Raw genomic sequence first — 25,905 nt, 5'->3', positions numbered from 1 at the left:
ACGGCGCTATCAAGCCGAATGCGCCTGCTGCGCCTCATGATTATTTGCTTAAGCGGGTTGCGATGTTTTTCGCGATCAGGGCAAGGGAGATCGCGCCTGGATCCGGATGGCCGATGCTGCGTTCTGCCAGCGGTCGGGCGCGGCCGAGACGCGGAGAGAGCGGTGCTGTCGCCTCCGCCGCCGCTTGCGCGACGGTCGCGGCAGCGCTCCATGCCTTTGACAGCGGCTGCCCTTCCGATAGGTTCTTTTCCAGGGCGTCCACGAAGGGTACGAGGGCATCGACCAACGTCTTGTCGCCGATCTTGGCGCCGCCGATCCGTGTCACGTCATCGGCGGCTGCGCGAGCGCCTTTGGCAATAACCGACGCGTTCAAGCGGTCGGCATCGGACAATGCGCCGCTCCAGGACCTGAGCAACAATCCCCATATCGCACCCGACGTGCCGCCGGCCCGGTCTGCCCAGGCATCGCCTGCCGCCGCGAGCGCGGACTTTGCACCGGCGCCGCTCGCGACTGCCGTATGAAACGCCTCCTTCGCGGCTGTGGCGCCCCGGCGCATGCCTTGGCCGTGATCGCCGTCGCCGGCATGCGCATCCATGAGGCCGAGTTCCTGCTCGGCGTTTTCAAGAGCGTCGACGATCGCGTCGAAGAGCACCGCAAGGCAGGTCGCGTCGCGTTTCGAAGCCTCGGAGGATGGCGGATAGATCGGTGCTTCGTCTTCGTCCTTCGGGGCTGCGTCAATTCTCTCGGTCGGGAAGGTTTCGCCGCGCCGGAAGATCGGCGTGTCGCAGGGCGCGAGCCATAGCCGCTCGAGTTCATCGTCCAGCCACATGATCGTCAGGGAGCAGCCTTGCATATCGAGGCTGGTGACGAACTCTCCAACTTCGGCGCCGACAATCTCGACATCATGGGAACCAAGCGTCTTCTCCACGATGTTCCACAGAACGAACAGTTCCTCATATTTTGTCGCCCCGAGACCATTGAGCAGGACCGCGGCCTGTTTCCCGCCGGCGGGGCGTTCCTTCAGCAATGTGTCGACCAGCAGGGTCGAGAGCTCCGTCGCGGACACAAGACCGCGTTCCTGAATGCCGGGTTCGCCATGGATGCCGAGGCCGACAGCCATCCGGCCTGTGGGGATGGTGAAGAGTGGTTCCTTGGAGCCCGGCAGCGTGCAGCCGCCGAATGCAACGCCCAAGGACATGGTGCGTGCATTGGCATGGCGGGTCACGTATTCCACTTCAGCCAGCGACATGCCGGCTTCGGCGACCGCACCGGCGATCTTGAAAACCATGAAGTCGCCGGCGATGCCCCGGCGCTGGATTTGGCGGTCTGCGGGTGCGCTGGCAACATCGTCGGTGACGGTCACGATCCTGACATCGATACCCTCCGCTCTCAGCCGTTCGGCGGCAACGCCGAAGTTGAGGACGTCACCGGCATAGTTGCCAAAGCCGAGAAGGATGCCTCCGCCCTGTTCGGCCTTGCGGCAGACCCGTGCGATTGCCGCGGTCGAGGGGGAAGCGAAGATTTCGCCGGCAACCGCTGCATCCGCCATGCCGGGGCCGACATAGCCGGCAAAGGCCGGATAGTGGCCGGAGCCGCCGCCGACGATCACAGAAACCTTGCCGCGCGGAACTCTGGTGGAGCGGATGACGCCACCTCGCACGAGATGGACATAGCGGCTGTAGACGTTGGCAAAGCCCGCAAGCGCCGTGGTCGCAAAGTCTTCTGCGTCGTTGAGTATCTTGGTCATTCGGTTTTCCCCTTCGTCCGGTGCGTTCGTTTCCTGCCGAACGCCTCTCTGCTTCATCCTTGTCCGCGAAAGCAAGATTGCTCACAAAGGGGTTTCGTTGCAAAGGCCATTGGTTGCGTGAAGATGCGGCATCTGCGCGACCGAATGTCACAATTTAACGGTGATTCTGGCGATGATTTCCCCAAAATCATCATAATAATTGTGATTTTGATATTCATTATTGTGATATTAGCCCGTATGGCGTATCTCTGGCCATGTCATCCAGGAGAATTATATGTCCACATCGCCGTCAGGTCCTTTCGAGCTTGCCAACTGTATCCGCGCGCTTTCCATCGATGCCGTCGAGGGCCGTCAATGAATGTGTGGCGTGATCCGCTGAAGCTCGATCTTGAAGGCGACGACAACGCCTTCAAGCACAGGCCGGTGCAATCCTATCTTGCGGACTGGGCGGCTGGCGATAGCGGTCGTCAATCCGTCGCGAGGCTGCTGGAAGCGATCCTTCACGGTGCCGTGGTTCTGTCCTCGCGCATTGCCGCGGGCCGTCTTCCGGGTGATCCGGGTCGGCTCGTCGGATCGAATGCCGATGGCGACAGCCAGAAAAGTATCGATGTCGGATCACACCGGCTTTTCGTCAAGCTCCTGATTGCCGCGGGCGCGGCACAGGTGCTCTCCGAAGAAGCGGACGAGCCGGAAATGGGGCACGCCGGTGGAACGCATGCGGTGGCGATCGATCCCTTGGACGGTTCCGGCAATGTCGGTCTCGGTGCGCCTCTCGGGACGCTCTTCTCCATTCTGCCGTATCAGGCCGGCACGGACCCTTTCCTGCAGCCGGGGCGCGAGCAGGTCGCCGCAGGCTATGTTTCCTACGGCAATTCCGTCGATCTTGGTTTTTCGGTGGGCGAGGAAATGGTGCTTGCCACCATGGATCCTCAAAGCGGACGTTTCCTGATCCTGACGGAGGATTTGGCGATGCCCCGCGAAACGGGCGATCTGGCGTTCAACGCGTCCGTCTATCGTCATCTGCGCCCCGGCATGAAGGCCTATGTAGAGGATTGCCTACAGGGCAAGAATGGACCGCGCGGCCGCGATTTCAACATGCGCTGGCTCGGCGCGGCTGTCGGTGAACTGCACCGCATCCTGCTGAAAGGCGGTTTGTTCTTCTACGCGGACGATCTTCGTCCAGGCTACGAGCAGGGCCGCCTGCGGCATATCTACGAGGCAAACCCGATCGCATTCCTGTGCGCTTCGGCCGGCGGCAAGGCATCGGACGGATATCAGCCGGTCCTCGAAAAGCAGCCGCAAAGCTACCATGGCCGCACCAGCCTCATATTCGGGTCGGCCGATGAGGTGGATATGGCTTGCAGTTACATGGGCCGCCCTCAACCTCAATAAGACTGGTGTGGGAACAAGGAGCATCATCATGGCACGTATTACGCTTCGACAATTGCTGGATCACTCTGCCGAACATGGCTACGGCGTGCCCGCCTTCAACATCAACAACATGGAGCAGGCGCTTGCGATCATGGAGGCCGCCAGTGTGACGAAGTCGCCGGTCATCATGCAGGCTTCTCGGGGCGCGCGCAGCTACGCCAATGACATCATGCTCCGGCACATGATGGATGCATGCGTCGAGATCTATCCTCATATCCCCATCTGCGTTCACCTCGATCATGGCAATGAACCGGGCAGTTGCATGACCGCCATCCAGTCCGGCTTCACCTCCGTCATGATGGACGGGTCTCTGGAAGCGGACGGCAAGACGCCTGCCGACTGGACCTACAACGTCAATGTGACGCGGCAGGTGACCACAATGGCGCACCTTGGCGGCATCTCTGTCGAAGGAGAGCTCGGCGTGCTCGGCTCGTTGGAGACCGGCATGGGCGAAGCGGAGGACGGACATGGTGCCGAGGGGCAGCTGTCTCACGACCAGTTGCTGACCGATCCGGATGAGGCAGTCAGGTTCGTCCGCGACACCAGGGTCGACGCACTGGCGATCGCCATGGGAACGAGCCACGGCGCCTATAAGTTCACCCGCAAGCCAGACGGCGACGTCCTGGCCATGCATGTCATCGAGGCAATCCACAGGAAGTTGCCGAACACGCATCTGGTCATGCATGGGTCCTCATCGGTGCCGGAAGAGCTGCAGAAAATCATCAACCGGTATGGGGGCGCCATTAAGCCGACATGGGGCGTGCCGGTGGAGGAGATCCAGCGGGGCATCAGGAACGGCGTCCGTAAGATCAACATCGATACCGACTGCCGCATGGCAATGACCGGCCAGGTCCGCCGCGTGCTGAGCGAAGATCCGGCCGAATTCGACGTCCGGAAATATCTCAAGCCCGCAATGGCCGCCTTGACCAAACTCTGTCGCGAGCGCTTCGAGCAATTCGGTACGGCAGGGCATGCCGAAAATATCGTGCCGCTGACGCTTACTGAAATGGCGAAGCGCTACAAATCGGGAGAACTGGATCCGGTTCTTGCCTGACGTTCTCCGCGGGCTGATCCAATAGCGCCACTGCGTGTCATGCGCTAGAAGCTCAGCCCGTGGCGGGTTTCCAGAAGTGCTATCGTCATTTCGACTTCCTGCCGGCGCCTTTCTTCACTCCAGCCGAGGGCATTTGCCGCGATCGCCGCGACTTCCTCAAGACCTGCCTGGGACAAAAGCCCCTCGATCGCCATCGTGGTCCGGCGCATGACGATATCAGGGAGATGGATCACCATCTCTGATCGGGCGATCCAGTCGATCTCGCCCTGCGTATAGCCCCGGATGTGCTCAAGCGGTGCTTCGCTCTCAAAACCTTGGATATGAGACAAAATGAGATCGCTCGTTGTTCCGTAGCGTGCCAGGAGACTGTCGATGATTTCGGGCTTTGGCGCGTCGGCCGTGCTCCGTTTCGCTATCCACTCCTTCCGGGCAGCGGCATCTGCCGGAAACCCCCGTCCGCCCCCGATCGGCTGCATCTGCGTGCTTTGCCGGCGCGGGCTGGCGAGCTGCTTGAGGAGAATGTCAGCGACTTCCTCGGCAAATCCCCGGAATGTCGTCCATTTGCCGCCGACGAGGGACGCGATGGAAAATGGCCGCTCCGCGGTCGGCGGCAGGATGGGGGCCGAATGATCCCGGCTGATCAGACCGGGCTGACCGGCGTCCGATGCCGGCAGGGGACGGATGCCGCTGTAAGTATAGACGATCTGGCTGCGGTCGAAATGCAACCGTGGCAGCAGCGATTTCAAGCTGGCGAGGAAATAGTCGACCTCGTTCTCCTCGCATTTGACATTGTCGGGATCGTCCGATTTCGTATCCGTGGAGCCGACCAGGGCAAGACCGAGATACTCGTAGACAAGGCAGATGCGGCCATCATCCGCTTCAAAGTAGATCATCCGTCCCTTAAGACTTTCGACGAGTTCGGGATGCTGGAGTAGAACATGCGAGCCCTTCGTCCCGCCGATCAGTTTTGTCGGTTCGCCGAGACTCGTATTGATCTTGTCGATCCAGGGACCACCGGCATTGACCACGATCTTCGGCCGGGCGGCAAAGCGGCGGTCCAGATAGTCCCTGAAAACGAGCACGTCGCCGCTGCGGCTCTCCAACTCGGCATAATTGCAGGCATGAGATCCGGGACTCGCCTCCAACCCATCCTTGATCAGTTCCCAGACCAGCCGTTCCGGTCGGGTGATCCTGGCGTCGTAGTAGATCCCGCCCGCAACGATGCGCGATGTAATTGCTGGCATCTCTTTGAGTGCGGCGTTGCGGAACAGGAAACGGTGCTTCGGCATGACACGGTGACGTGCGCCGTAGAAATCATAGAGCGACAGGCCGATCTTGATGAGGAGCGCGCCGCGGCTGCGCGGAGCCGTCGTCGATCCGGCAAGCGTGCGCAGCGCTGCAAGCGCACCCTTCACATAGGAAAAGGTCGGTATGAAGGTCGGCAGAGGCGCCACACAATGCGGCGCATTGCGCAAGAGCAAATTGCGTTCGAGTGTCGACTGGGCGACGAGCCCCAGTTCTCCGGTTTCGAGATATTTGATTCCACCATGGATGAGACGGGAAGGGGCAGCACTCGTGCCGGAGCCGAAATCCGCCTTGTCGACGATCAGGCATTTGATTCCCTGCAGGCAGAGTTCCCGGAAAAGGCCGGCGCCGTTGATCCCGGCGCCGATGATCACGACATCATACTCGCCATCGCCAACAGAGCCGGCAATGCCATCCGTGTTTTGCGCAATTTGCGTGCTCATTATTTCATTCCATCAGTGGGCGGACGAGGCCAGGTTCTGGAGCTTTGGCCAGATGGGCTTCATTGCATCTGTCAGTTCGAGAAATACCTGATATTTGGTTTCGTAGGCAGCGCATCGCTCCGGGTCCGGCTGGTGGATTGTTTCGATTTCGCCGAAATCCCGCGGATCGTCGGTCGGCGAAGCGTAAACGCCCATGCCGGCGCCGGCACACAGGGCTGCGCCCCAGGCCGCAGCTTCTTCCGTTTTCGTGGCCGCGACCGGCATTCCGAGAATATCGGCAAAAAGACCGGCAACCGCAGGATTTCTCGAAATGCCGCCGGTCAGGCGGGCGGTTCCGGGCGAAAAACCATCGCGTAGCGCATCGACATGGATGCGGTGATTGAAGGCGATGCCCTCGATGATGGCGCGCACGATGTCGCCGCGATCATGCCATGCGTTGAGGCCGAAGAGACCTGCGCTGGACGCGCCCGTAAAGGGAGAGCCGAAAAGGTAAGGGTGGAAGATGACGCTGGAGGCCTTTTTCGCCGATGTCGCGAATTCTTCTGCGATCAGCGCATGCACACTTTCGCCGGCCTGTTCGGCAGCTTTTGCTTCCTCAGCGCACAGCCGTTCGATGAACCAGTCATAGTTGGCCGTGGAAGCCGGAGAGATGGACATGCTGTTCCACTCGCCGGGTAAGATGCCATTCCGGCAGAACCAGCGGGCGTCGACCTTGGGCTTGCTCGAAACCGTCTCGTTGATCGAATATGTCCCGGCGACGATCGCCACCACGCCCGCGCGATAACCTCCGATGCCGAGAGCGGAGGCCGTGACATCGTGCAGGCCGGCAACGACCGGAGTTCCTTCCAGAAGGCCCGTCTGCCGTGCCGTCTGACCGGTCACGTGACCGACGACGTCGACCGAAGATGCGACCGGAGGGCGCTTGCCCCATAGCGCCTCCAGGCCGAAGAGCGCGAAGGCGGCCTCGGTGTAGGTCTGCGATTGAACGTCCGTGAAAGACGTGCTTGCCTCGGTACGGTCCGTACCGATCGTTCCGCAAAGACGATATCGCAGCCAATCCTTGGCGGCCATGAAATGGGCGATTGCCGAGAAGCGTTCGGGCTCGTTTTCCTTGATCCAGCGAAGAATGGCCGAAGGGGCGGCGGCGTGCGGATATTGTCCGGTCAGCGAAAGGGACTGTTCGGCGACCTCGCCGCTATTCCACTGATCCGCGACATCGATCGCTCTCGTGTCCAGCGACAGGATCGCCGGTCCGAGCGGTCGGTTGTCGCGGCCAAGAAGGTAGATGCCGTCACCATGGGCCGTTGCCGCGATCGCGATGATGTCGCCGGCTGGCCGTCCCGTCCCGTCTACGGCTTCCCTGATCGCCTCGGCGGTCGCGGTCCACATGAGTTCCATGTCACGTTCCACATGGCGCGGCTTGCGAATGATCTGTGGAATGCGGCGGCGGGCAACCGAAAGCACGCGCCCGTCAATATCGAAGATGACGGCCTTGGTGACCGTCAATCCGCTGTCTATGCCTAGGATGCTTGCCATTCTGCTTTCCTGTATCTACCGCAACGGCGCGCATCAGAGGTAGGCATTCTCAGCCTGGTACGCCTGTCAGCGCGTCAGTCGAACTGTTTTCCACCCGCGACGACAACATTGATCCCCTTCGAGCGCATTCGGGACAGGTGCTCGATCGGCGTGTCCTCGTCGACGATGACGACGTCGAATTCATTAAGCGCGGCAAACCGATGCAGAGCGCGCCGCTCAAACTTGGTATGGTCCGCAAGCAGGATACGTTTTGCGGCTGATTCGAACATGGCGCGCTTCGTCTCAATGGTTTCGGGAGACTGATGAAAGACGATGTCGTCGATGATCGCGGCCAAGGACAGGAAAACCGTATCGGCGCGCAGCCGGCGAACTTCGCTGGTGGTGATATGTCCCATGAATGCGTTGCACCAATTGTAGAACTGTCCGCCAAGGCTGATCAGATTGAGGTCGCGGATACCCTTGAGCTCATTGATGAGGATCAGTGAATTGGTGATGACGGTGAGCGGCACCTTCGAAGGCAGCAGGGCGGTCATCTGCTGGACCGTGGTGGAGTCGTCGAGAATGACGGCCTGCCCGGGCTCAATGAAACCCGCCGCGGTCTGCGCGATGAATCTCTTCTCGCTGGCCTGCCGGGTGGCGCGATAGACGTCGCTCGATTCAATGAGACTGGTGGGGGCGGCGGTGACGATGCCGCGGGTCTTGCGGATAATGCCCCGGCTGACCAGATCGTCGACATCGCGATGGGCCGTCATGAGGCTGACGCCGAAGCGCTCCGTAAGGTCTTCGATTCTGATCGACCCCTCCGCAATCACGGTTTCGGCGATCAGCTGACGTCGGACGAGCTGCCTTGCGTGTCTGCTGTCGCTCGGCACTTCGTCTGACAGCATTTCCCTGACGTCGACTTTCTTTTTCACGATCGCTCTTTCCATGAAACCTGCGTATTGGCCCTGGTATCGGCTATCTCGCGGCAACACAAAGGTCTCGATTTGCCGTAGCGTTCCGGTGGTTTGCATTCCGGTCAGCAAATTCGTGTCGTCGGGAGGCGCGTTGCCGCGCCTCCCGACAATTTTCAGATTATTCGCTGAGGACGAATGGAGCTGTGTACTTGTCGATGTTGTCCTTGGTGATAAGGATACAGTCGAAAAGCTGCTTTTCGTGATCAACGCCGGTGCTGCCGGTCTTGATGAAACTGTCGGCCTGCTTGACGGCCGCTGCCGAGAAGACGGCGACGGGCTGAAGAACGGTGTACTGAAGTTCGCCGGCCTTGATGGCGTCAACCGCATCCGGGGATCCGTCGAAGCCGCCGACCTTGATCTGGTCGAGCTTGCCGGCTTCCTTCAGCGCGGCGATTGCGCCGAGGGCCATTTCATCATTGCCGCTGATCACGCCGATGATGTCGGGATGGGCCTGCAGCATGGACTGCATCTTGTCATGGCCCTGGGTGCGGTCCCAGTTTGCGACTTCCTGGGCGACTTTTACGAGGTCCGGATACTGGGTCAGCACCGTTTCGTAGCCGTTCGAGCGGGTTGCCGCATTGTTATCGGACGGATTGCCGAAGAGTTCGGCATACTTGCCTTCTTCACCGACATCTTCGACCCACTGCTGCGCACCGAGTGCTGCGCCCTGGGCGTTGTTGGACACGAGCTGTGCCTTGGCAAGGCCCTCCTGGTTGATCTCGGCATTGACCAGGAAAACCGGAATACCGGCGGCAACGGCCTTCTTGACCGCACCGATCGAGCCGTCGGCGTTTGCCGGGTCGAGAATGATCGCAGCAGACTTGTTGGTGATTGCCGTATCGATCAGGTTGCTTTCCGTGTTGGTGTCGCCCTTATGCGCGCTGACGGTGGCCTTGTAGCCGAGCTTTTCCGCCGTTGCCTTTGCCACTTCACCTTCCGTGAACCAGTACGGGTTGGACGGGTCGTTGACGATGATCGTCATCAGGTCCTGTGCCCAGGCCGTGCTGGTGAGCAGTGGAACGGCTGCGATCGCCGCGAGAAGTACGCGCTTGCCTTTAGTGAACATGATCTCACTCCCTTTCAATGAGCTGAGGTTGCGCCGGTTTCCCGGCATTACTCCCCGCGATCGATCCCTTGGTTGCCTCCTTGCCTATCGCGGAAAATCTGGTCGGCCGTCGCTGTATCGTCAGCGGCGGCTGTATTTGATGCTGTTGAGCAGGACGGCCATGACGATCACGGCGCCGGTAAAGACGGTCTGCCAGTAGGAAGAGACGCCGATGATCACGAGGCCGTCCGACAGGAAACCGATCACGAAAGCGCCGAGCAGGGTGCCGATGACCGTACCGCGGCCGCCTGTAAGAGCGGCGCCGCCGATGACGACTGCTGCAATCGCGGTCAGTTCATATGTCGTGCCGGCAGTTGGACCTGCGGAGGTCAACTGGGACGACAGCACCAGGCCGGCAACGGCCGCGCAGACACCGGAGAGCATGTAGACGGTAATCTTCACGCGCTTGACCGGAACACCGGACAATTCGGCGGCGTGTTCGTTGCCGCCGGACGAATAAAGCCAGCGGCCAAAGCCAGTCCGCGACAGAAGAATGCCGCAGGCGATTGCGAAGACCGCAAGCACCAGGACGCCGATCGGAACGCCGGCAAGGCGGTTGAAGCCGAGCCAGTCGAAACCGGTATTCCCGAGTTCCGGGCGCCCGCTCAGATTATTATAGGTAAGACCGTTGGTCATCAGCAGCGCGACGCCGCGAGCGACGTAGAGAACGCCGAGCGTCGCAACGAATGCGGGAACGCGCAGGTAAGCGATCAGCACCCCGTTGACGGCACCCACAATGGCGCCGAGCAGGCAGGTCAGCACCACCGCAACCCACACCGAGGGATAGAGAATGACGTCGAACTGGGGCAGGGTCACGCCCTGCATCAGGAAACCGGCGAAGACGCCGGACAGCCCGAGGGTGGAGCCGACCGACAGGTCGATGCCGCCGTTGAGGATGACCAGCAGCATGCCGATCGCCAACAATCCGTAGATGGCGACATGCGACGCCATGATAAGAAAGTTGTTGATGGTGAAGTAGTTGGGCGACATCGACGAGAACACGATGATGATGGCGATCAGCGCAAAGAATGCGCGGCCTTCGAACAAAAGCTCTACCAGGCTTTTCTTGCGCTTGCCCTTAGCACTCGACTTGTTTGTATCCACGGAAGTGGTAGCCGACATTGTTTGGCGCTCCTTCACTGGGGCTAGTGCGTGACTAAAGCCTCACCCGAGGCAGCCATGATTTGTTCTTTGGTGACGTCGGGACCGAATTCAGCTGAAATGCGGCCGCGGCGCATGACGATGATGCGATGGGCGATGCTCAGGCATTCGCCGACTTCGGATGTCGTGTAGATGACCGCAAGACCCTGCCTGGCCCGACCGGCGAGCAGCTTGAACACTTCGGCCTTGGCACCGATGTCGATGCCGCGGCTCGGCTCGTCCAGAAGGATCACCTCCGGATCGGTTGCGAGCATCTTGCCGATGACGACCTTCTGCTGATTGCCTCCCGAGAGGGAGCCGATCGCGGCTCCGCCGCCATCGGACTTGATGTGAACCCGCTGAATGGCGTCGCCGATCAGCTGCGCTTCCCTGGCGAAAGACGTAAAGAAGGCACGCGTGATCGCTCCGATGCTGGCAAGCGAAAGGTTACTGCCGACGGTCATCGTCTGGACAAGCCCGTCGCGTTGTCTGTCCTCGGGCACCAGAACCAGGCCGTTGCGGATGCACTCGGCGATGGATCTGCCGGTGACGTCCTGCCCTTTCAGGATGATTTTTCCCGATGAGGGGGAGAGCCGGCCTGCGGCGGATTCGAGAAGCTCCGTCCGGCCTGCACCCATAAGGCCGTAGATGCAGACAATCTCGCCTTCGTGGACAGACAGGGAGAAATTGTCGACGACGTTGTAATCCGCCCCGGAGGGATCGGGCACCGTCAGCCCCTCGATCCGCAGGGCGACGTCACCGATGGTGTGGTCGGTCGGCGGAGAGCCCAGGTCGAAGTTCTCGCCGACCATGTGGTGGACGATCCATTCAAGATTTATGTCCTTCCGCTCGGCATAAGCCGTGATCGCACCGTCGCGAAGGACAACCGCGTGATGGGTGATCTGCAAGGCCTCTTCGAGGTGGTGCGAAATGTAGACGATCGAGACGCCCTTGTTCGTCAGGTCGCGGATGACCTTGAACAGCACTTCGACTTCGGAGGCGCTGAGCGCCGACGTCGGCTCGTCCATAATCAGGATGCGTGAGTTGACGGAGAGCGCACGTGCGATTTCGACGATCTGCTGCTGCCCGAGACGCAGGTCCTCGACCAGCGTCAGAGGATCGATGTCCTCCTCGAGCTCGGCCAACAGCGTCCGGCTCTGGCGCTCCTCTTCCGCGAAATCCACACCGGTTGCCTTGCGGATCTCGCGGCCCATGAAAATGTTGTCGCGCACGTTCATGTTCGGCGCCAGGCTCAGCTCCTGGTGGATGATGGAAATGCCCTGTTCGCGCGCGTCGGTGGACGAGGAGAACATGACGGGCTTTCCGTCCAGCACGATCGTGCCGGATGTCGGCTGAATGACACCCGAGAGGATCTTCATCAGCGTGGATTTTCCCGCGCCATTCTCCCCGAAAAGGGTCGTCACCTGACCACGACGGATATCGAAGTTCACACCCCTCAGCGCATGGATATTGCCATAGGACTTTGCGATGTCATGCGCCGCGAGCACCACGTCGCCGATTTGTCCGGGGAGTGCGTTGCTGCTCATTTTACCTCGAGCCTCACGGGCGTCACGATCCAGCTCTTGGGATTGACCAGCTTGAAGACACCAACCACCGAGATCGTCTTGCCGGTAAGGGCATTGGGATCGATATCCGCCAGCACCACCTTCTTGACCTGGTTGTTGATCGCTGAACCGACATTCTGGAACTCGATCTGGTTGGTGAACTGGCCAAACTGAATCGTTCCCGTGGAATCCCTGAGATCGGTTCCGTTCAAGGCCGGGCCGGTCTGTACACGCACCTTGAACTCTGGCGGCAGGCCCTCGATGGCGACCATGCTGTAGTTGGACTTGCGCTCGGTGACCACGCCGGTGAACGAGACAGGAATGACGGGGCCGATTGACGCCGCCACGCCATATTTGTCGCCGGCGGCCTGCTTGTCCTCTTGAATTGCCTTTGCGAGTTCGACGGCGTCTACGGCGCGTTTCTCGACGCTTTCCTGGATTGCCGGATACTCCTTTTCGGCAAAGGCTTCAGGCGAGAATTTCTGTTCTCGAACGTCATTCTGAGAGCCGATCACGACGATCTTCGTGTCGAGGGCCATGGCGCCGACCAGGACGATCACGGCTGCTCCTATTACCCATCTGTAGCGTTTCGATGGCTGGGATGTGTTTCTTTTGATGGGTTCAGTCATGAGCATATGGCCTCAGCAGTTCCCCGGCGGAAACCCTAGCGTCTGATCTCAGTGGCTGGGGGTGTCGGTTTCAATGTTGGTACAAGCGGATGCGCGACAGTTGCCGCTGCGAATGCGGACGCAATTGTGAGTTTCCGCCCCGGTCGGCGGTCGATTGCACTTGCCATGATATCCTCCCATCCAAGCGCCAGGCGGAAGTCTCCCTATTCCCCTGACTCACACGATTTTCGCGATCAATGCGATATAGCCGTGTTAATTAATGTAAGAGATATGTTAAGTTCACGCGGACTGTCAACGGGTCTCGCATCCGATTTTTTGAGTCTGGTGCTATGGGCTATCTCGATCCCACCGCTCTTTCATTCATCGATCAGTTATCTATTTCGCGTCTGCAAAAGGAGTGACGCATTCCATAATGCGGTGCGAAATCATCACTAACGAGATCGTTGCCGCGCCATAATGAATTGATAAATATACGTAAAAAAGATTCCGCACGATGATTGCGCGCGACCGCGGATTTTCGTCGACATATTTTATCCGCAGGCTATGCCCGGGCCTGGAGCGCGCGAAATATGACGGCTTTTCACGATGTCCTTGTCTATTGTATATGAAAAAAAATACGCATAAAGAAAAAAATTACGGGACTTGTGATAGGTTTGTGGTATCTTTATTGGAAATGAGCATTGCCGGGCTTTAACGCACGGTTGCATGCTCGCAAGCGAAGAGACGGCTCTTGTGCCGCCAATGGTCGACACTAGGAATCTTGCAACAGATATCTGCATCGGCTTGTCGCGGCGAGCGCAGGGAGGAGTGAATGGGTTCAATCAGTTCGGCGCCCCAATCTGGCGCGTGCGCCTTGCGTTGCGAGGTCCGTCGTGGCTGAAACCGCGGATCTGATCATCGGCATAGACGCGGGTACCTCGGTTATGAAGGCGGTCGCTTTTACGCTCGCCGGTCGCCAGGTCGCATCCGCGTCGGTGCGCAACAATTACGCCACCAGGGCTGACGGTTCGGTGACGCAGTCATTATCCGCCACGTGGACTGATTGTGTCACGGCGCTTCGTGCTCTTTCCCAAAAAGTCGACGGACTTTCCCGCAGAGTGGCGGCCATCGCCGTCACCGGCCAGGGTGACGGTACCTGGCTGGTGGGCAAGGATGATCGACCTGTTGCCGATGCCTGGTTGTGGCTCGATGCGCGCGCCGCGCCGACAGTGGTGCGCTTGTCGGGGCTGGAGGCGGACCGCGCGCGGTTCGAAGCCACTGGCACCGGTCTCAATACCTGTCAGCAGGGCAGCCAAATGGCGCATATGGACCACCATAGCCCTGAACTGCTCGACGGTGCCGAAGTCGCGATGCACTGCAAGGACTGGCTCTACCTGAACCTGACGGGCGTACGTGCGACCGATCCCTCGGAGGTGAGCTTCACCTTCGGGAATTTCAGAACCCGCGATTATGACGCGGTCGTTCTCGCGGCTCTCGGCCTTGGCCACAGGCGTAAGCTGCTCCCCGACGTTCTGGAGGGAACGCAGACGACGCATCCGCTGAATATGGAAGCCGCATCCGCCTGCGGATTGGCCGCGGGTACGCCGGTGTGCCTCGGCTATGTCGATATGGTGATGACGGCGCTCGGAGCCGGGGTGCGAAGCGGCGGAGAGAATGCGGCCTGTTCGGCGATCGGTTCCACCGGTGTGCATATGCGTGCCAAGGCCGTTGGCGACGTGAAGCTGAACGATGAGAAGACCGGCTATGTGATCGCCTTGCCGATCCCCGGCATAGTCACCCAGGTTCAAACGAATATGGCGGCGACGATCAATCTCGATTGGTTGCTGCAGGTAGGGGCAGACCTGCTCGCGGAGTTCGGGGTCCAAGTGGCGCTCGATGACCTCATCGCACGGGTGGACCACTGGTTTGCGTCAAGCACGCCAAGCGACATCGTCTATCATCCCTACATATCCGAGGCGGGCGAGCGCGGTCCGTTCGTCAATGCTCAGGCGCGGGCCAATTTCAGCGGCCTTTCCAGCCGGCACCGCTATCCCGAACTGGTTCGCGCGGTGATCGAGGGCCTCGGGATGGCAACCCGCGACTGTTACGCGGCGATGGGAACTCTGCCGCCGGAGGTTCGCATCAGCGGCGGCGCCGCCAGGTCAAAGGCCCTTCGTCAGACGCTCTCGGCAGCCGTCGATGCGCCCGTGCGGGTTAATTCTCGCGAGGAGGCCGGTGCGGCCGGCGCGTCCATGATGGCCGCCGTCGCTGTCGGGGCATACCGGAATATGGATGATTGCATAGCCGACTGGGTGACGCCGCATCTGGGCGATGCCGAAGCCGCCGGCAAGGCGGATACAGAGCGGATGCAAAGACTTTTCGAGGCCTACCGGACCATTCGCATGGGCGTCGCGCCCGCCTGGAGCATCCTGGCAAACCATTGATTTACTTGAGCATGAAGCTCGCCGACATGCAGCGATCATACCTGGCGTCGCTAAGGAGCAGGAAATGACTGAACCCGAGACCTATGACCTCTTCGTGATCGGTGGCGGCATCAATGGCGCCGGCATCGCTCGGGATGCGGCAGGGCGCGGACTGTCAGTCCTCATGTGCGAGAAGGATGACCTTGCCGAAGGCACGTCTTCGCGTTCCGGCAAGCTCGTCCATGGCGGGTTGAGATATCTCGAATACTATGAGTTCCGGCTCGTCCGCGAAGCACTGATCGAACGTGAAGTGCTGCTGAATTCCGCCAGCCATATCATCTGGCCGATGCGCTTCGTGCTGCCTCACAGCCCCGATGATCGCCCGGCGTGGCTGGTTCGTCTCGGTCTCTTCCTTTACGACCATCTAGGCGGGCGCAACAAGCTGCCGGGCACGCGGACCATCGATCTGCGCCGCGATCCGGAAGGTGCCGTCATCCAGGACCAGTATACCAAGGCGTTCGAGTATTCGGACTGTTGGGTGGATGACGCGCGTCTCGTGGTTCTGAATGCGGTCGACGCCGCCGAAAAGGGCGCGAGGATCCTGACCCGCACGGCCTGTGTCAGTACGCGTCGCGAAAACGGGATGTGGACGGTGCAACTGCGTGACAGCCGAACGGGCGCTGTCACCAGCATTCGTGCCCGTGCTGTCGTCAATGCGGCTGGTCCGTGGGTCAACGATGTGATCGGAAGGGTCGCCGGCGCCAACAGCCGCCGCTCCGTGCGCCTCGTCAAGGGAAGCCACATCATCGTACCGAAGTTCTGGAGCGGCCAGAACGCCTATCTGGTCCAGAACAACGATAAGCGGGTTATTTTCATCAATCCTTATGAGGGTGACAAGGCCCTGATCGGCACCACCGATATTCCCTATGAGGGCGCCCCCGAAGCGGTGGCTGCCGACGAGCCGGAAATCGATTACCTGATCACGGTCGTCAATCGTTACTTCAAGGAGAAGCTGCGCAGATCCGATGTGATCGAGAGCTTCTCCGGCGTCCGGCCGCTTTTCGATGACGGTCAGGGCAACCCCTCGGCTGTCACCCGGGATTACGTGTTCGATCTCGATGAGCAGGACGGCGCGCCGCTGCTCAATGTGTTCGGCGGCAAAATCACGACCTTCCGTAAACTCTCCGAGCATGCCCTGCAGCGTTTGCAGAAATATTTCCCGAAAATGGGCGGTGACTGGACGGCCAACGCCATCTTGCCGGGCGGAGAGATTCCGAACGCGGACTATGTGGCGTTCTTCGAGACCCTGCGCATGGATTATCCCTGGATGCCGCGTGATCTCATCAATCACTATGGCCGGCTTTACGGGGCTCGGCTGCACGAAGTGGTCGGCAATGCGACCTCGCTCGACGGACTTGGACGTCACTTCGGCGGTAATCTCTATGAGGCGGAGGTCCGCTATCTCGTGAGAAAGGAGTGGGCACAGACCGTTGAAGACGTGGTGTGGCGGCGCACCAAGGAGAGCCTGCGCATGACGCCTCGGCAGAAGGCGGATTTCGCCGAATGGTTTCAGTCAGAGATGGCAGACGCCGCGTGACTTGGCGACAAATGCTTTGATACCGGGAGATAAGACATGCCTTTGACTTTGTCGCTGAACACAAATCCGCTCGTCAACCGTTTTGCGGATCCGGACGATCTCATTGATACGGTCGCGCGGGACCTGAAGATCAGAGACCTGCAGCTGACCCATGAATTCATCAATCCAAGCTGGCAGGCGCCGACGATCAGCCGGCTGACCCGCCAGATGCGGCGAGCTTTGCAGCGCACCGGCGTGCACGTCACATCGGGCATGACCGGACCCTATGGCCGTCTCAATCATTTCGGCCACCCCGACAAGGATGTGCGGCGCTATTATGTCGGCTGGTTCAAGACATTCGCCGACATCATCGGGGACCTTGGTGGCGCGTCCGTCGGCACGCAGTTCGCAATTTTCACCTATCGCGATTACGATGATCCGGTCCGCCGCGAGGAACTCATCAAGATTGCGATCGACTGTTGGGCGGAGGTTGCTGACCATGCCCGAGCGGCCGGCCTGAGCTATGTATTCTGGGAGCCGATGAGCATTGGGCGCGAATTCGGCGAGACCATCACTGCCTGCATGAAATTGCAGGACCGGATCACTGCCGCGAACATGGCAATTCCGATGTGGATGATGGCCGACATCGACCATGGCGACGTCACATCGGACAATTCTGACGACTACGATCCCTATGCGTGGGCCCGCGCCGTGCCGCCTGTTTCGCCGATCATCCACATCAAGCAAAGTCTCCTGGACAAGGGCGGGCATCGTCCTTTTACCGCCGAGTTCAACGCCAAGGGCAGGATTCAGCCGGAGCCGCTGCTGAAAGCCTTTCAGGAGGGCCGCGCCCTGGACAACGAAATCTGCCTTGAACTGTCGTTCAAGGAACGCGAGCCGAATGACCGGCAGGTCATTCCGCAGATCGCCGAGAGCATCGCATTCTGGGCGCCGTACATCGACACCGGCGTATCGGATCTCAATACCGCCTGAAGCCTTTGGCAGATCGCTGGCGCTTTTCAATGCCAGCGTTTAGTGGATTTCTCATTGAAGAAGTTGCGGAGACAGAAGCACGCACCATGTCGGATTATGAAGACTCATTGGCCGTAAGAGCTGCCTGGCTGCATTATGTCGGCGGGTTGACCCAATCTGCGGTGGCGAAGCGGCTCGGCATCCCTTCGGTGAAGGCGCACCGGCTGATTACGCGTGCTGTCGCGGAAGGCGTGGTCAAGGTGAGCATCGAAGGTGAGATTGCCGAGTGCGCGGATCTGGAGACCAGACTTTGCACGCGTTTCGGCCTGAACTACTGCGAGGTCGCGCCGGCAATCGATGGCGATGACGGCCTGGCCCTGACGACCCTCGGCTATGTGGGCGGCCGCTTCCTCAGGCGAGAGATCGAAACCGGGGAAAGCAGGGTTATCGGTTTTGGGCACGGCCGGACCTTGTCGGCCGCCGTACGCCAGATGCCGAGGATCTCTGCCGTCGACAAGACGTTCGTATCACTCTTGGGCGGTTTGACCCGTAACTATGCGGCCAATCCGCACGACGTCATGCACCGGCTGGCGGAAAAGACGGGAACGCAGGCCTATGTCATGCCCGTGCCATTCTTCGCCAATTCGGAGGAGGACAGGGATGTCTTTCTTGCCCAGCGTGGTGTGCGGGAAATCTTTGATCTGGCAAGCAGCGCCGATCTCAAGATCGTCGGTATCGGCAGCGTGGACGCCGACGCACATCTTTTCAAATCAGGCATGCTGGAAAGACAGGAGATCGAGGAAATCGCGGCGCTTGGCGGGGTCGGGGAGCTGTTGGGGCTTTTCTTCGACAGCAAGGGGCGGATCCTCCAGACCTCCGTGACGGCACGCACTCTGGCGGCCTCGCTGTCCGACGCCGCCGAAGATCGGATGGTGGCGATTGCAGGCGGGCCGATGAAGACGGCGGCAATCAGCGCCGTTCTTCACAGCAACAAGCTTTATGGCCTGATCACGGATGAAGAGACCGCGAAGGCTTTGTTGGGACAGTGAAGGAAGGCACGTGGAATCTGTATGAAATCACATAAATCATGTGACTATGTGATAAGTCCGTGTTATTTTTGGCGTCAATCACAATGATGGCCCTTGACGGCAGGACGTTGGGTAATGAAACGCGAAGAGCGCAGGCAGGAAATCATAAATCTTCTGGTCGAGAGCCGGAAGGTCGATCTCGATGCTCTCGCAGAGCGCTTTGCCGTATCGAAGATGACCATTCACCGTGATCTCGACGATCTCGAGGCCACTGGCGTTCTTCGCAAGGTTCGCGGTGGCGCGACGATCGACGCGAGCACCCAGTTCGAAAGCGATTTCCGCTTCCGGCAGATGCAGGATGCAGACGTCAAGCGGGTGATCGGCCACGCTGCGATCGATCTCGTAGAACCGGGTATGACGGTTCTCATCAACGATGGGTCCATGGCCGCCGTCATCGGCGAGATGCTTCTCGAAAGGCGGCCGCTGACAATCGTGACGAACAATGTGGCGATCATGGAGAGGGTCAAAGGTGAGAGCGGGATCAAGCTGATCACCCTTGGCGGCGTTTATTCGCCGAAGTTCAATGCCTATTTGGGGATCATGACTGAAGAGGCCCTGTCGCGGTTGAGAGCAGACATCGCCTTCGTGTCAACACCGGCGGCATCGGGCCGGTATGCCTATCATATGGACGAGGACATCGTTCGAACGAAACGGGCGATGATGAAGTCCAGCCGACAGGCATGCCTGCTCATCAACAGCCGGCGGTTCGGCCATACGGCCTTGCATGTGCTGGGAGACCTTTCAGAGTTCAGCACCATCATATCGGACAAGCCGCTACCGGAAGACGTTTTGGCTGAACTCGCCCATGCCGACACAACAATCAAAATCGCGAGGTGGGAGGAAGACAATTGAGCCAGGAAAGGCGTTACTGGGTTGGAACCAGTTGGAAGATGAACAAGACGCTGGCCGAGGCGCTGGCGTTTGCCGCCGGCATGAAGGTGGCGGATACTGACGGCGACCCGCGGATACAGCGATTTTTGATCCCGCCTTTCACCGCAGTGCGGCAGGTGAAGGAAGCCTTGGCCGGCACCTCCGTCAAAATTGGCGCGCAGAACATGCACTGGGCCGATCAAGGCGCATGGACGGGTGAGATTTCGCCCGTCATGCTCAAGGACTGCGGTCTCGATATCGTCGAACTCGGCCATTCCGAACGCCGCGAATATTTCGGAGAAACCGACGAGACGGTCGGGCTGAAGACGGAGGCGGCCGTCCGCCATGGTCTGGTGCCGCTGATCTGCATCGGCGAGACGCTTGACGATCGGGAAAGCGGCAAGGCGGCAGAGGTGTTGGCCCGTCAGGTGCGGGGGGCCCTGTCACGCCTTGACGGCGAGCAGAAGCAAGCCGAGGTTCTCCTCGCCTACGAGCCGGTCTGGGCCATCGGCGAAAAAGGTATTCCAGCCACAGCGGATTATGCGGATGCGCGCCATGCTGAAATCGCAGCCGTTGCCGAAGAGATCATGAGCCGGAAAATCCCCTGCCTCTATGGCGGCTCCGTGAATCCTGGAAACTGCGAAGAACTTATCTCTTGCCCGAATATCGACGGGCTCTTCATCGGCCGATCGGCCTGGCAGGTCGAAGGTTATCTGGACATCCTGGCGCGTTGCGCCGCGAAAATCTAAGGAGACATACACATGAAACTTGCAATTGCCGGAGACAGTGCAGGCGAAGGCCTTGCCGAGATCCTTGCCGATTACCTGAAGGACCGCCACGAGGTTTCGCAGATTTCCCGCACATCCGATGGGCCGGATCCGTTCTATGCAAACCTTTCGGACAGAGTTGCGTCCGCCGTTCTGACTGGAGAATACGACCGTGCCATTCTCGTTTGCGGAACCGGCATCGGTGTTTGTATTTCGGCGAACAAGGTTCCGGGTATCCGGGCGGCCCTGACCCATGACACCTATTCGGCCGAACGGGCGGTGCTTTCCAACAATGCGCAGATCATCACCATGGGCGCGCGGGTGATCGGCACGGAACTCGCAAAGACGATTGCCGATGCCTACCTCGCTCAGACCTTCGATGAGAATGGTCGTTCCGCAGGCAACGTCAACGCCATCAATGAGGTTGATAGCAAGTACAGCGCAAAGAAGAGCTGATCGCGAGTCCTGTCGGTCTGGCCAAGTTCGTGACCGACCCGTAGGTTTTGATCACCTGATCTGCATCAGTTCGATCCTGTTACCAAAAGGATCATTGACGTATTTTCGATCGTAACCGTCGAGAGGCTGATCCGATGACGTCGCAAAACCTGCCGCCTGCAATCTTTCGGTTATTGTCGAAAGGTTACTGACGATAAGGCCTGGGTGGGCCTTTCTGGCGGGAGCGAAGTCTGGTTCAACGCCGAGATGTATTTTAACGCCGCCAGATGCGGCGGCTTTGCCACCTCTTTAAGGCCGAGGAGCCCGTCATAAAAAGCGCGCGCTGCGTTTTCTTCTCCAGCGGGCATGGCTAGCTGAATATGATCAATTCCAATGACTGCCATTTTCATCTCCTTACAAGAGTGTGAGTTGCATCGTCTCTGTGTCTGTCATTGGTTGCCGGCGCGTCACTATGCTACTCACTGCCCTCCCGGCTGGAAGAAATAACGGCCATTGAGTCTATAGCCTCCAAACGGTACCTGCGCGAACGAGGCGGCCCCGATCGCCTGATGATGCGACGCCGGTCCTGAGGCGACTATATTAAACCAAGGAGATCTTGAGTGTTTCGTATTACAAAGGAGTTTCATTTCTCCGCCTCTCATCAGCTCAGCCACTTACCCCTGGAACATCAATGCGCCCGTTTGCATGGACATAATTACATTGTGGTCGTGGAACTCTCTTCACAGACGCTGAACGAGGACGGGTTCGTGCGCGACTATCATGATCTCAAGCCTTTGAAGGACTATATCGACGAGCGTTTTGATCACCGGCATCTCAATGAAGTATTGGGCCACGATAAGGTCACATCCGAATATCTCGCCAAGCATTTCTTCGACTGGTGTCGGGAAAGACTGCCGGAGACAAGCGCGGTTCGGGTCAGCGAGACGCCGAAGACCTGGGCGGAGTATCGCCCGTGATCTCCGAAGATCATGCTCTGATCCGCATTAGCGAGATATTCGGTCCGACCATCCAGGGGGAGGGAACTCTGATTGGTGTTCCGACCGTGTTTATCAGGGCTGGCGGTTGCGACTATCGGTGTTCCTGGTGCGATACGCTCTATGCGGTCGACAGCGCATTCAGGCATCAATGGTCGCCGATGGCAGTCGGCGAAATTTGGGAAATGGTTCGTGAACTGTCCGGAAACCGTCCGATACTGGTGACATTGTCGGGCGGCAATCCAGCCATTCAACCCTTCGGGCCGCTGATCAAACTCGGTCATGGCGAAGGCTATCGTTTCGCCATGGAAACCCAGGGCTCGGTGAGCGCCGATTGGTTTGCCGAACTGGATCATCTTGTTTTGAGCCCAAAGCCACCATCCAGCGGCATGAAAACCGACTGGACTGCCGTGGATGCCTGTCTGGCAGCCGCCGGTGCAGGGCCCGATATCGTGCTGAAGTTCGTTGTCTTCGATGATGAGGACTATGCGTTCGCCCGGGCCGCATCGTTGCGCTATCCCAAATTGTCTGTTTGCCTCCAGCCGGGCAACCATACTCCACCCCGGCCGGATGAAGAGGAGGGGTGCGTTGATCTGTCCGGCATCACGGACAGGATGTTATGGCTGGTGGACAAGACCACATCCGACGGCTGGTTCGAAGCACGCGTTCTGCCGCAGTTGCACGTTATCTTGTGGGGCAATCGCAGAGGCGTCTGAAGCGCGATGATGCAAGATGTCCTCGCGCCGGGGCGGTGCGCTCTCGCCTTCCCGGGCTTTGATCGTTAGAAAGTTGGGCGGATGCTTTGGCCAGAAGAGAGGCTAAAGCGGTTCCTGTTTTGATGGAATCGTCTAGCCTTACCATTCTGCACCGTCGGAAATGCGGAGATGGCGAGGATTCCTGTGACAAGCACAGGAATCATGCCTCAGCGAGGCCGCTGTTGCTACGGTTGGAATATGGTGGCAACCCCCGCCGTCAAGATTGAGGATCGCCTGAACGCATCGTTTCCACCTGAAAGTGAACTGCTCTAGGCTGTGCGTAACCAGTAGGGTCGCAACAGGGAACAATGCATGATGACGGACCTGAAGCACCTCTTCAAAATAGTCGAATGGATCGCTTCCACCGGCCTTGCCGGCGCCACTGAATCCGAACTCCTGCCGTGTTTCGGTCGGCCGTTATGCGCTTCAAGGGGTCGAGCGACCGCTGGAACTCTTCACCTTGGCGCGTCCGGCATAGGCAGCACCTGGCTATCCGGCGCACCGACATATTTGCGGGCGCGCTACTCCTCCCGATACAAGATCATGCCGCCGTGATGCAGCACGCCGTCGATGAACTCGCCATCGGCAGTGAAGCCGGTGTCGTCCCAGTAATCGATATGATCTCCCCGGACCTCGTAGCGCCCCTGATATGCGCTTTCACGATTTCCACGTGCCTCGTCATAGCGGTCGTTCGAAAGCAGATTATGGCGGATATGACCGTCAGCCGTGACCCACATGCCGACATATGGATGGTTTTGCGCCGGTTGGGGAGTGGATTTTGGATCGGAATTCATCTGGGCGAGACCTTTCTGTCCAGGTATGACAGCCGCGCCGGCGAGAAGCACGGCCGCGGCAAGCATCGGAAAATGTTTCATTGAGCGGCTCCTCGAGGTTGCGTGCCGGCAGCGGCGCGACGCTCGGCAAAAAGCTCGGAGAGGGCTTGCGATGCCGTGATGGCTCGCGGGAAGCCGGCCGGAACCGTCACCATATAGATGACTTCCTTCAGCTCATCCTCGGACACGCCGATATTGAGCGCATAGCCGGCATGGATCGTCATGAATGCGGTCTCACCCATGGCTGCGAATACAGCCACGGCGGCGAGCTGGCGTGTCCGGTTGTCGAGTCCCGGTCGAGACCACACATCGCCAAGCGCATAAGCCTGGGTTGCGTCGGCCAGGAACGGAAACTCCTGCCTCATGCGTTCCAGCGCGGGCTGCGGAGCGCCATCGTTCAGGCTCCTGATAACGGCATCGCCGCGTTCCAGGCGCTCCTCTGTCGTCTGCGCGTTGGCCGCAGCAGGTACAGCACCAAGCAGGAGCGCGACACCGATTGCCCTGTACGCGTTGTGAAAGCGAAAACCCATCATTTTTCTCCTTATTTGCTGGCCGTCGGCCGGATGACGATCTCGTCGACGTCGACATCGTCGGGTTGCTCGATGGCAAAACGCACGGCACGGCCGATCGCGTCGGGCTTGAGCGCGATGGCGCGATAGGTCTTCATCGCTTCGGCAGCCACCGGATCGGTGATCGTGTCGGCAAGCTCGCTCTCGACGACGCCGGGATGGATGCAGGTGACGCGGATGTTGTCGTGCTCCTGCCGCAGGCCGTCGGAGATCGCCCGCACCGCATATTTGGTCGCGCAATAGACGGCAGCCGTCGGCGAGACGGACAGCGCGCCGATGGAGGCGATGTTGATGACATGGCCGGAGCCCCGCGTGGTCATTTCCGGCAGCACCGCGGCTATGCCGTAGAGCACGCCCTTGATGTTGACGTCGACCATGCGGTCCCATTCATCGACCTTCATTGAGGCCATCAGCGAAAGCGGCATGATTCCGGCATTGTTGATGATCACGTCGACACGACCCCAGGCCTGGCGCGCCGCTTCCGCGAAGGCGGCGACATCGGCGCGGTCGGTGACATCAAGCCGACGGGTCAGCGCCTCGCCACCCTTCGTGTTGATCTCTTTGGCGAGCACGTCAAGCCGATCGGTGCGGCGCGCGCCGAGCATGATTTTCGCTCCGGCGGCGCCGAGTTCACGGGCGATCGCTGCGCCGATGCCGCTCGACGCGCCGGTTATAAGGACGATCTTGTTGAGGGACATGTGCATCTCCTTTTCTGATCCTTGGTCCGCAATGCAGCGGTTGCCATAGAGATAGATCTGTCGCATTGTCGCGATAAGACGGTCATTTATTCCCTACATGGAAAGCTGTTCTAACCAATGGATCCGGATCTCAACGCGCTCGCCGTCTTCGCCCTGGTGGCCGAGGAGAGAAGTTTTCGTGCGGCTGCCGACCGGATGGGCGTCACCCGCTCGGCGGTCAGCCAGACGATGAGGCGGCTGGAAGAGAGGCTTGGCATAGCGCTCGTTCAGCGCACGACGCGCAGTGTCAGCCTGACCGAGGCAGGCGAGCGTCTATATGCCGAGGTTGCGCCCGCCATCGCAGACATGCGAACGGCAATCGAGACCACCGGGAATTTGCGCGGGCGCCCACGCGGGCAGTTGCGGCTCGCTGTCTCATCGATCGCCGAGGGCTTTCTTTCAGGGCCGTTTCTGGCGACCTTTGCCGAAGCCAATCCGGAAGTTCAAATCGACGTCAATGTGACGGACGAGGAATTCGATATCGTCGCCGAGGGATATGATGCCGGCGTCAGGCTCGGGGAGGTGATCGAGCAGGACATGATCGCGGTGCCTGTCTCCGGCGATCAGCGGCAGTCGGCTGTCTGTGCGCCGGCCTATCGCGACCGGTTCGGAGCGCCTTCGCATCCAAGCGAGCTCGCCGCCCATCGCTGCATCGGTTGGCGACCCGCGCCCAAGGTCGCGCCCTATCGTTGGGAATTCGCGGAGCATGGCAAGGAGTTCAGCGTCGCCGTCGCGCCGGAAATCACTACGAACGACATGGCGCTGATGATAAAGCTCGCCGTCGCCGGCGCGGGCATCACCTTCGGCATGGAAGAGAGCTTTCGCCCATGGATCGAGCGGGGTGATCTCGTGCCTGTTCTCGAGGACTATTGCCCGCGCTTTGCCGGCTTCTATCTCTATTATCCGAGCCGCCGCAACATGGCCCCGAAGCTGCGCGCCCTTGTCGATCACCTCCGGCGTTTCAGATGATGCGGTGGGACCAGTGCGTGTGCGGC

General features: G+C 59.7%; 23 protein-coding genes and 1 pseudogene. 12 read left to right on the top strand and 12 right to left on the bottom strand.

The window, feature by feature from the left end; all coding sequences use genetic code 11:
* Positions 1 to 40: 40 nt before the first annotated feature.
* Positions 41 to 1,747, bottom strand: coding sequence for a dihydroxyacetone kinase family protein (locus C5748_RS05300; protein ID WP_105740882.1), 1,707 nt, complete (start codon positions 1,745 to 1,747; stop codon positions 41 to 43).
* A gap of 354 nt (positions 1,748 to 2,101) precedes the next feature.
* On the opposite strand from C5748_RS05300, the gene C5748_RS05295 reads away from it, so the two are divergent.
* Positions 2,102 to 3,139, top strand: coding sequence for a class 1 fructose-bisphosphatase (locus C5748_RS05295; RefSeq protein ID WP_105740881.1), 1,038 nt, complete (start codon positions 2,102 to 2,104; stop codon positions 3,137 to 3,139).
* A gap of 28 nt (positions 3,140 to 3,167) precedes the next feature.
* Positions 3,168 to 4,232: a class II fructose-bisphosphate aldolase gene (fba, locus tag C5748_RS05290; RefSeq protein WP_105740880.1), complete on the top strand. Its 1,065-nt coding sequence runs from the start codon at positions 3,168 to 3,170 to the stop codon at positions 4,230 to 4,232.
* Between the two features lie 44 nt (positions 4,233 to 4,276).
* Here the strand turns inward: fba and C5748_RS05285 are convergent, their stop codons facing one another.
* The 7 genes from C5748_RS05285 to C5748_RS05255 form a co-directional block, all read right to left on the bottom strand.
* On the bottom strand, positions 4,277 to 5,980 hold the full coding sequence (locus C5748_RS05285; RefSeq protein WP_105740879.1) for a glycerol-3-phosphate dehydrogenase/oxidase: 1,704 nt from the start codon (positions 5,978 to 5,980) through the stop codon (positions 4,277 to 4,279).
* A gap of 12 nt (positions 5,981 to 5,992) precedes the next feature.
* On the bottom strand, positions 5,993 to 7,516 hold the full coding sequence (locus C5748_RS05280; protein ID WP_105740878.1) for an FGGY-family carbohydrate kinase: 1,524 nt from the start codon (positions 7,514 to 7,516) through the stop codon (positions 5,993 to 5,995).
* A gap of 74 nt (positions 7,517 to 7,590) precedes the next feature.
* The gene (locus C5748_RS05275; protein ID WP_245428839.1) at positions 7,591 to 8,403 is read right to left on the bottom strand and encodes a DeoR/GlpR family DNA-binding transcription regulator; all 813 of its coding nucleotides are present in this window, start codon (positions 8,401 to 8,403) and stop codon (positions 7,591 to 7,593) included.
* A gap of 187 nt (positions 8,404 to 8,590) precedes the next feature.
* On the bottom strand, positions 8,591 to 9,538 hold the full coding sequence (locus C5748_RS05270) for a D-ribose ABC transporter substrate-binding protein (protein WP_105740877.1): 948 nt from the start codon (positions 9,536 to 9,538) through the stop codon (positions 8,591 to 8,593).
* Positions 9,539 to 9,658: 120 nt separating this feature from the next.
* Positions 9,659 to 10,699: an ABC transporter permease gene (locus tag C5748_RS05265; protein WP_105740876.1), complete on the bottom strand. Its 1,041-nt coding sequence runs from the start codon at positions 10,697 to 10,699 to the stop codon at positions 9,659 to 9,661.
* Positions 10,700 to 10,722: 23 nt separating this feature from the next.
* Positions 10,723 to 12,264: a sugar ABC transporter ATP-binding protein gene (locus C5748_RS05260; protein ID WP_105740875.1), complete on the bottom strand. Its 1,542-nt coding sequence runs from the start codon at positions 12,262 to 12,264 to the stop codon at positions 10,723 to 10,725.
* Positions 12,261 to 12,917 (bottom strand): DUF2291 family protein, encoded by a 657-nt coding sequence (locus C5748_RS05255; RefSeq protein WP_105740874.1) that lies wholly within the window; start codon positions 12,915 to 12,917, stop codon positions 12,261 to 12,263. The genes C5748_RS05260 and C5748_RS05255 overlap by 4 nt, the downstream gene beginning before the upstream one ends.
* An 866-nt stretch (positions 12,918 to 13,783) precedes the next feature.
* Between C5748_RS05255 and C5748_RS05250 the strand changes: the two genes are divergently transcribed.
* The 7 genes from C5748_RS05250 to derI all read left to right on the top strand — a co-directional run bounded on the left by C5748_RS05250 (position 13,784) and on the right by derI (position 21,042).
* Positions 13,784 to 15,334: an FGGY-family carbohydrate kinase gene (locus C5748_RS05250; RefSeq protein WP_105740873.1), complete on the top strand. Its 1,551-nt coding sequence runs from the start codon at positions 13,784 to 13,786 to the stop codon at positions 15,332 to 15,334.
* A gap of 64 nt (positions 15,335 to 15,398) precedes the next feature.
* Complete coding sequence (locus C5748_RS05245; RefSeq protein ID WP_105740872.1) at positions 15,399 to 16,910, top strand: glycerol-3-phosphate dehydrogenase; 1,512 nt, start codon at positions 15,399 to 15,401, stop codon at positions 16,908 to 16,910.
* Between the two features lie 36 nt (positions 16,911 to 16,946).
* Positions 16,947 to 17,882: a TIM barrel protein gene (locus C5748_RS05240; RefSeq protein ID WP_105740871.1), complete on the top strand. Its 936-nt coding sequence runs from the start codon at positions 16,947 to 16,949 to the stop codon at positions 17,880 to 17,882.
* An 86-nt stretch (positions 17,883 to 17,968) separates the two neighbouring features.
* Positions 17,969 to 18,910 (top strand): sugar-binding transcriptional regulator, encoded by a 942-nt coding sequence (locus C5748_RS05235; RefSeq protein WP_105740870.1) that lies wholly within the window; start codon positions 17,969 to 17,971, stop codon positions 18,908 to 18,910.
* A 114-nt stretch (positions 18,911 to 19,024) separates the two neighbouring features.
* On the top strand, positions 19,025 to 19,801 hold the full coding sequence (locus tag C5748_RS05230) for a DeoR/GlpR family DNA-binding transcription regulator (protein ID WP_105740869.1): 777 nt from the start codon (positions 19,025 to 19,027) through the stop codon (positions 19,799 to 19,801).
* Positions 19,798 to 20,568, top strand: a complete 771-nt coding sequence (locus C5748_RS28515) for a triose-phosphate isomerase (protein ID WP_199194706.1) — start codon at positions 19,798 to 19,800, stop codon at positions 20,566 to 20,568. The genes C5748_RS05230 and C5748_RS28515 overlap by 4 nt, the downstream gene beginning before the upstream one ends.
* 12 nt (positions 20,569 to 20,580) lie before the next feature.
* Positions 20,581 to 21,042, top strand: coding sequence for a D-erythrulose-4-phosphate isomerase (derI, locus tag C5748_RS28510; protein WP_199194705.1), 462 nt, complete (start codon positions 20,581 to 20,583; stop codon positions 21,040 to 21,042).
* 51 nt (positions 21,043 to 21,093) lie between these two features.
* On the opposite strand, the pseudogene C5748_RS05220 reads toward derI, so the two are convergent.
* Positions 21,094 to 21,425 (bottom strand): annotated as a pseudogene (locus C5748_RS05220) (VOC family protein).
* Between the two features lie 216 nt (positions 21,426 to 21,641).
* Between C5748_RS05220 and queD the strand changes: the two are divergent.
* A complete protein-coding gene (gene queD, locus C5748_RS05215; protein WP_105740868.1) occupies positions 21,642 to 21,998 on the top strand; it encodes a 6-carboxytetrahydropterin synthase QueD in 357 nt (118 codons plus the stop codon).
* Positions 21,998 to 22,732, top strand: coding sequence for a 7-carboxy-7-deazaguanine synthase QueE (queE, locus tag C5748_RS05210; protein ID WP_245428837.1), 735 nt, complete (start codon positions 21,998 to 22,000; stop codon positions 22,730 to 22,732). The genes queD and queE overlap by 1 nt, the downstream gene beginning before the upstream one ends.
* 560 nt (positions 22,733 to 23,292) lie before the next feature.
* On the opposite strand, the gene C5748_RS05205 is transcribed toward queE, so the two are convergent.
* From C5748_RS05205 to C5748_RS05195, 3 genes are read right to left on the bottom strand one after another with little or no spacing between them, the layout of a single operon-like run.
* Entirely contained in the window at positions 23,293 to 23,646 is a 354-nt protein-coding gene (locus C5748_RS05205; RefSeq protein WP_105740866.1) for an Atu4866 domain-containing protein, read from the bottom strand.
* Positions 23,643 to 24,134, bottom strand: a complete 492-nt coding sequence (locus C5748_RS05200; protein WP_105740865.1) for a carboxymuconolactone decarboxylase family protein — start codon at positions 24,132 to 24,134, stop codon at positions 23,643 to 23,645. The genes C5748_RS05205 and C5748_RS05200 overlap by 4 nt, the downstream gene beginning before the upstream one ends.
* A gap of 11 nt (positions 24,135 to 24,145) precedes the next feature.
* Positions 24,146 to 24,871, bottom strand: coding sequence for an SDR family oxidoreductase (locus C5748_RS05195; protein ID WP_105741028.1), 726 nt, complete (start codon positions 24,869 to 24,871; stop codon positions 24,146 to 24,148).
* A gap of 117 nt (positions 24,872 to 24,988) precedes the next feature.
* On the opposite strand from C5748_RS05195, the gene C5748_RS05190 reads away from it, so the two are divergent.
* Positions 24,989 to 25,879 (top strand): LysR family transcriptional regulator, encoded by an 891-nt coding sequence (locus C5748_RS05190; RefSeq protein WP_105740864.1) that lies wholly within the window; start codon positions 24,989 to 24,991, stop codon positions 25,877 to 25,879.
* The last annotated feature ends 26 nt before the right edge of the window (positions 25,880 to 25,905 follow it).

Source organism: Phyllobacterium phragmitis, assembly GCF_002980495.1.
In the GTDB taxonomy this organism is placed as follows: Bacteria; Pseudomonadota; Alphaproteobacteria; order Rhizobiales; family Rhizobiaceae; genus Paramesorhizobium; species Paramesorhizobium phragmitis.
Note: the sequence above shows the minus strand (reverse complement) of the source record. Positions and strands in the feature narration are given on the sequence as shown.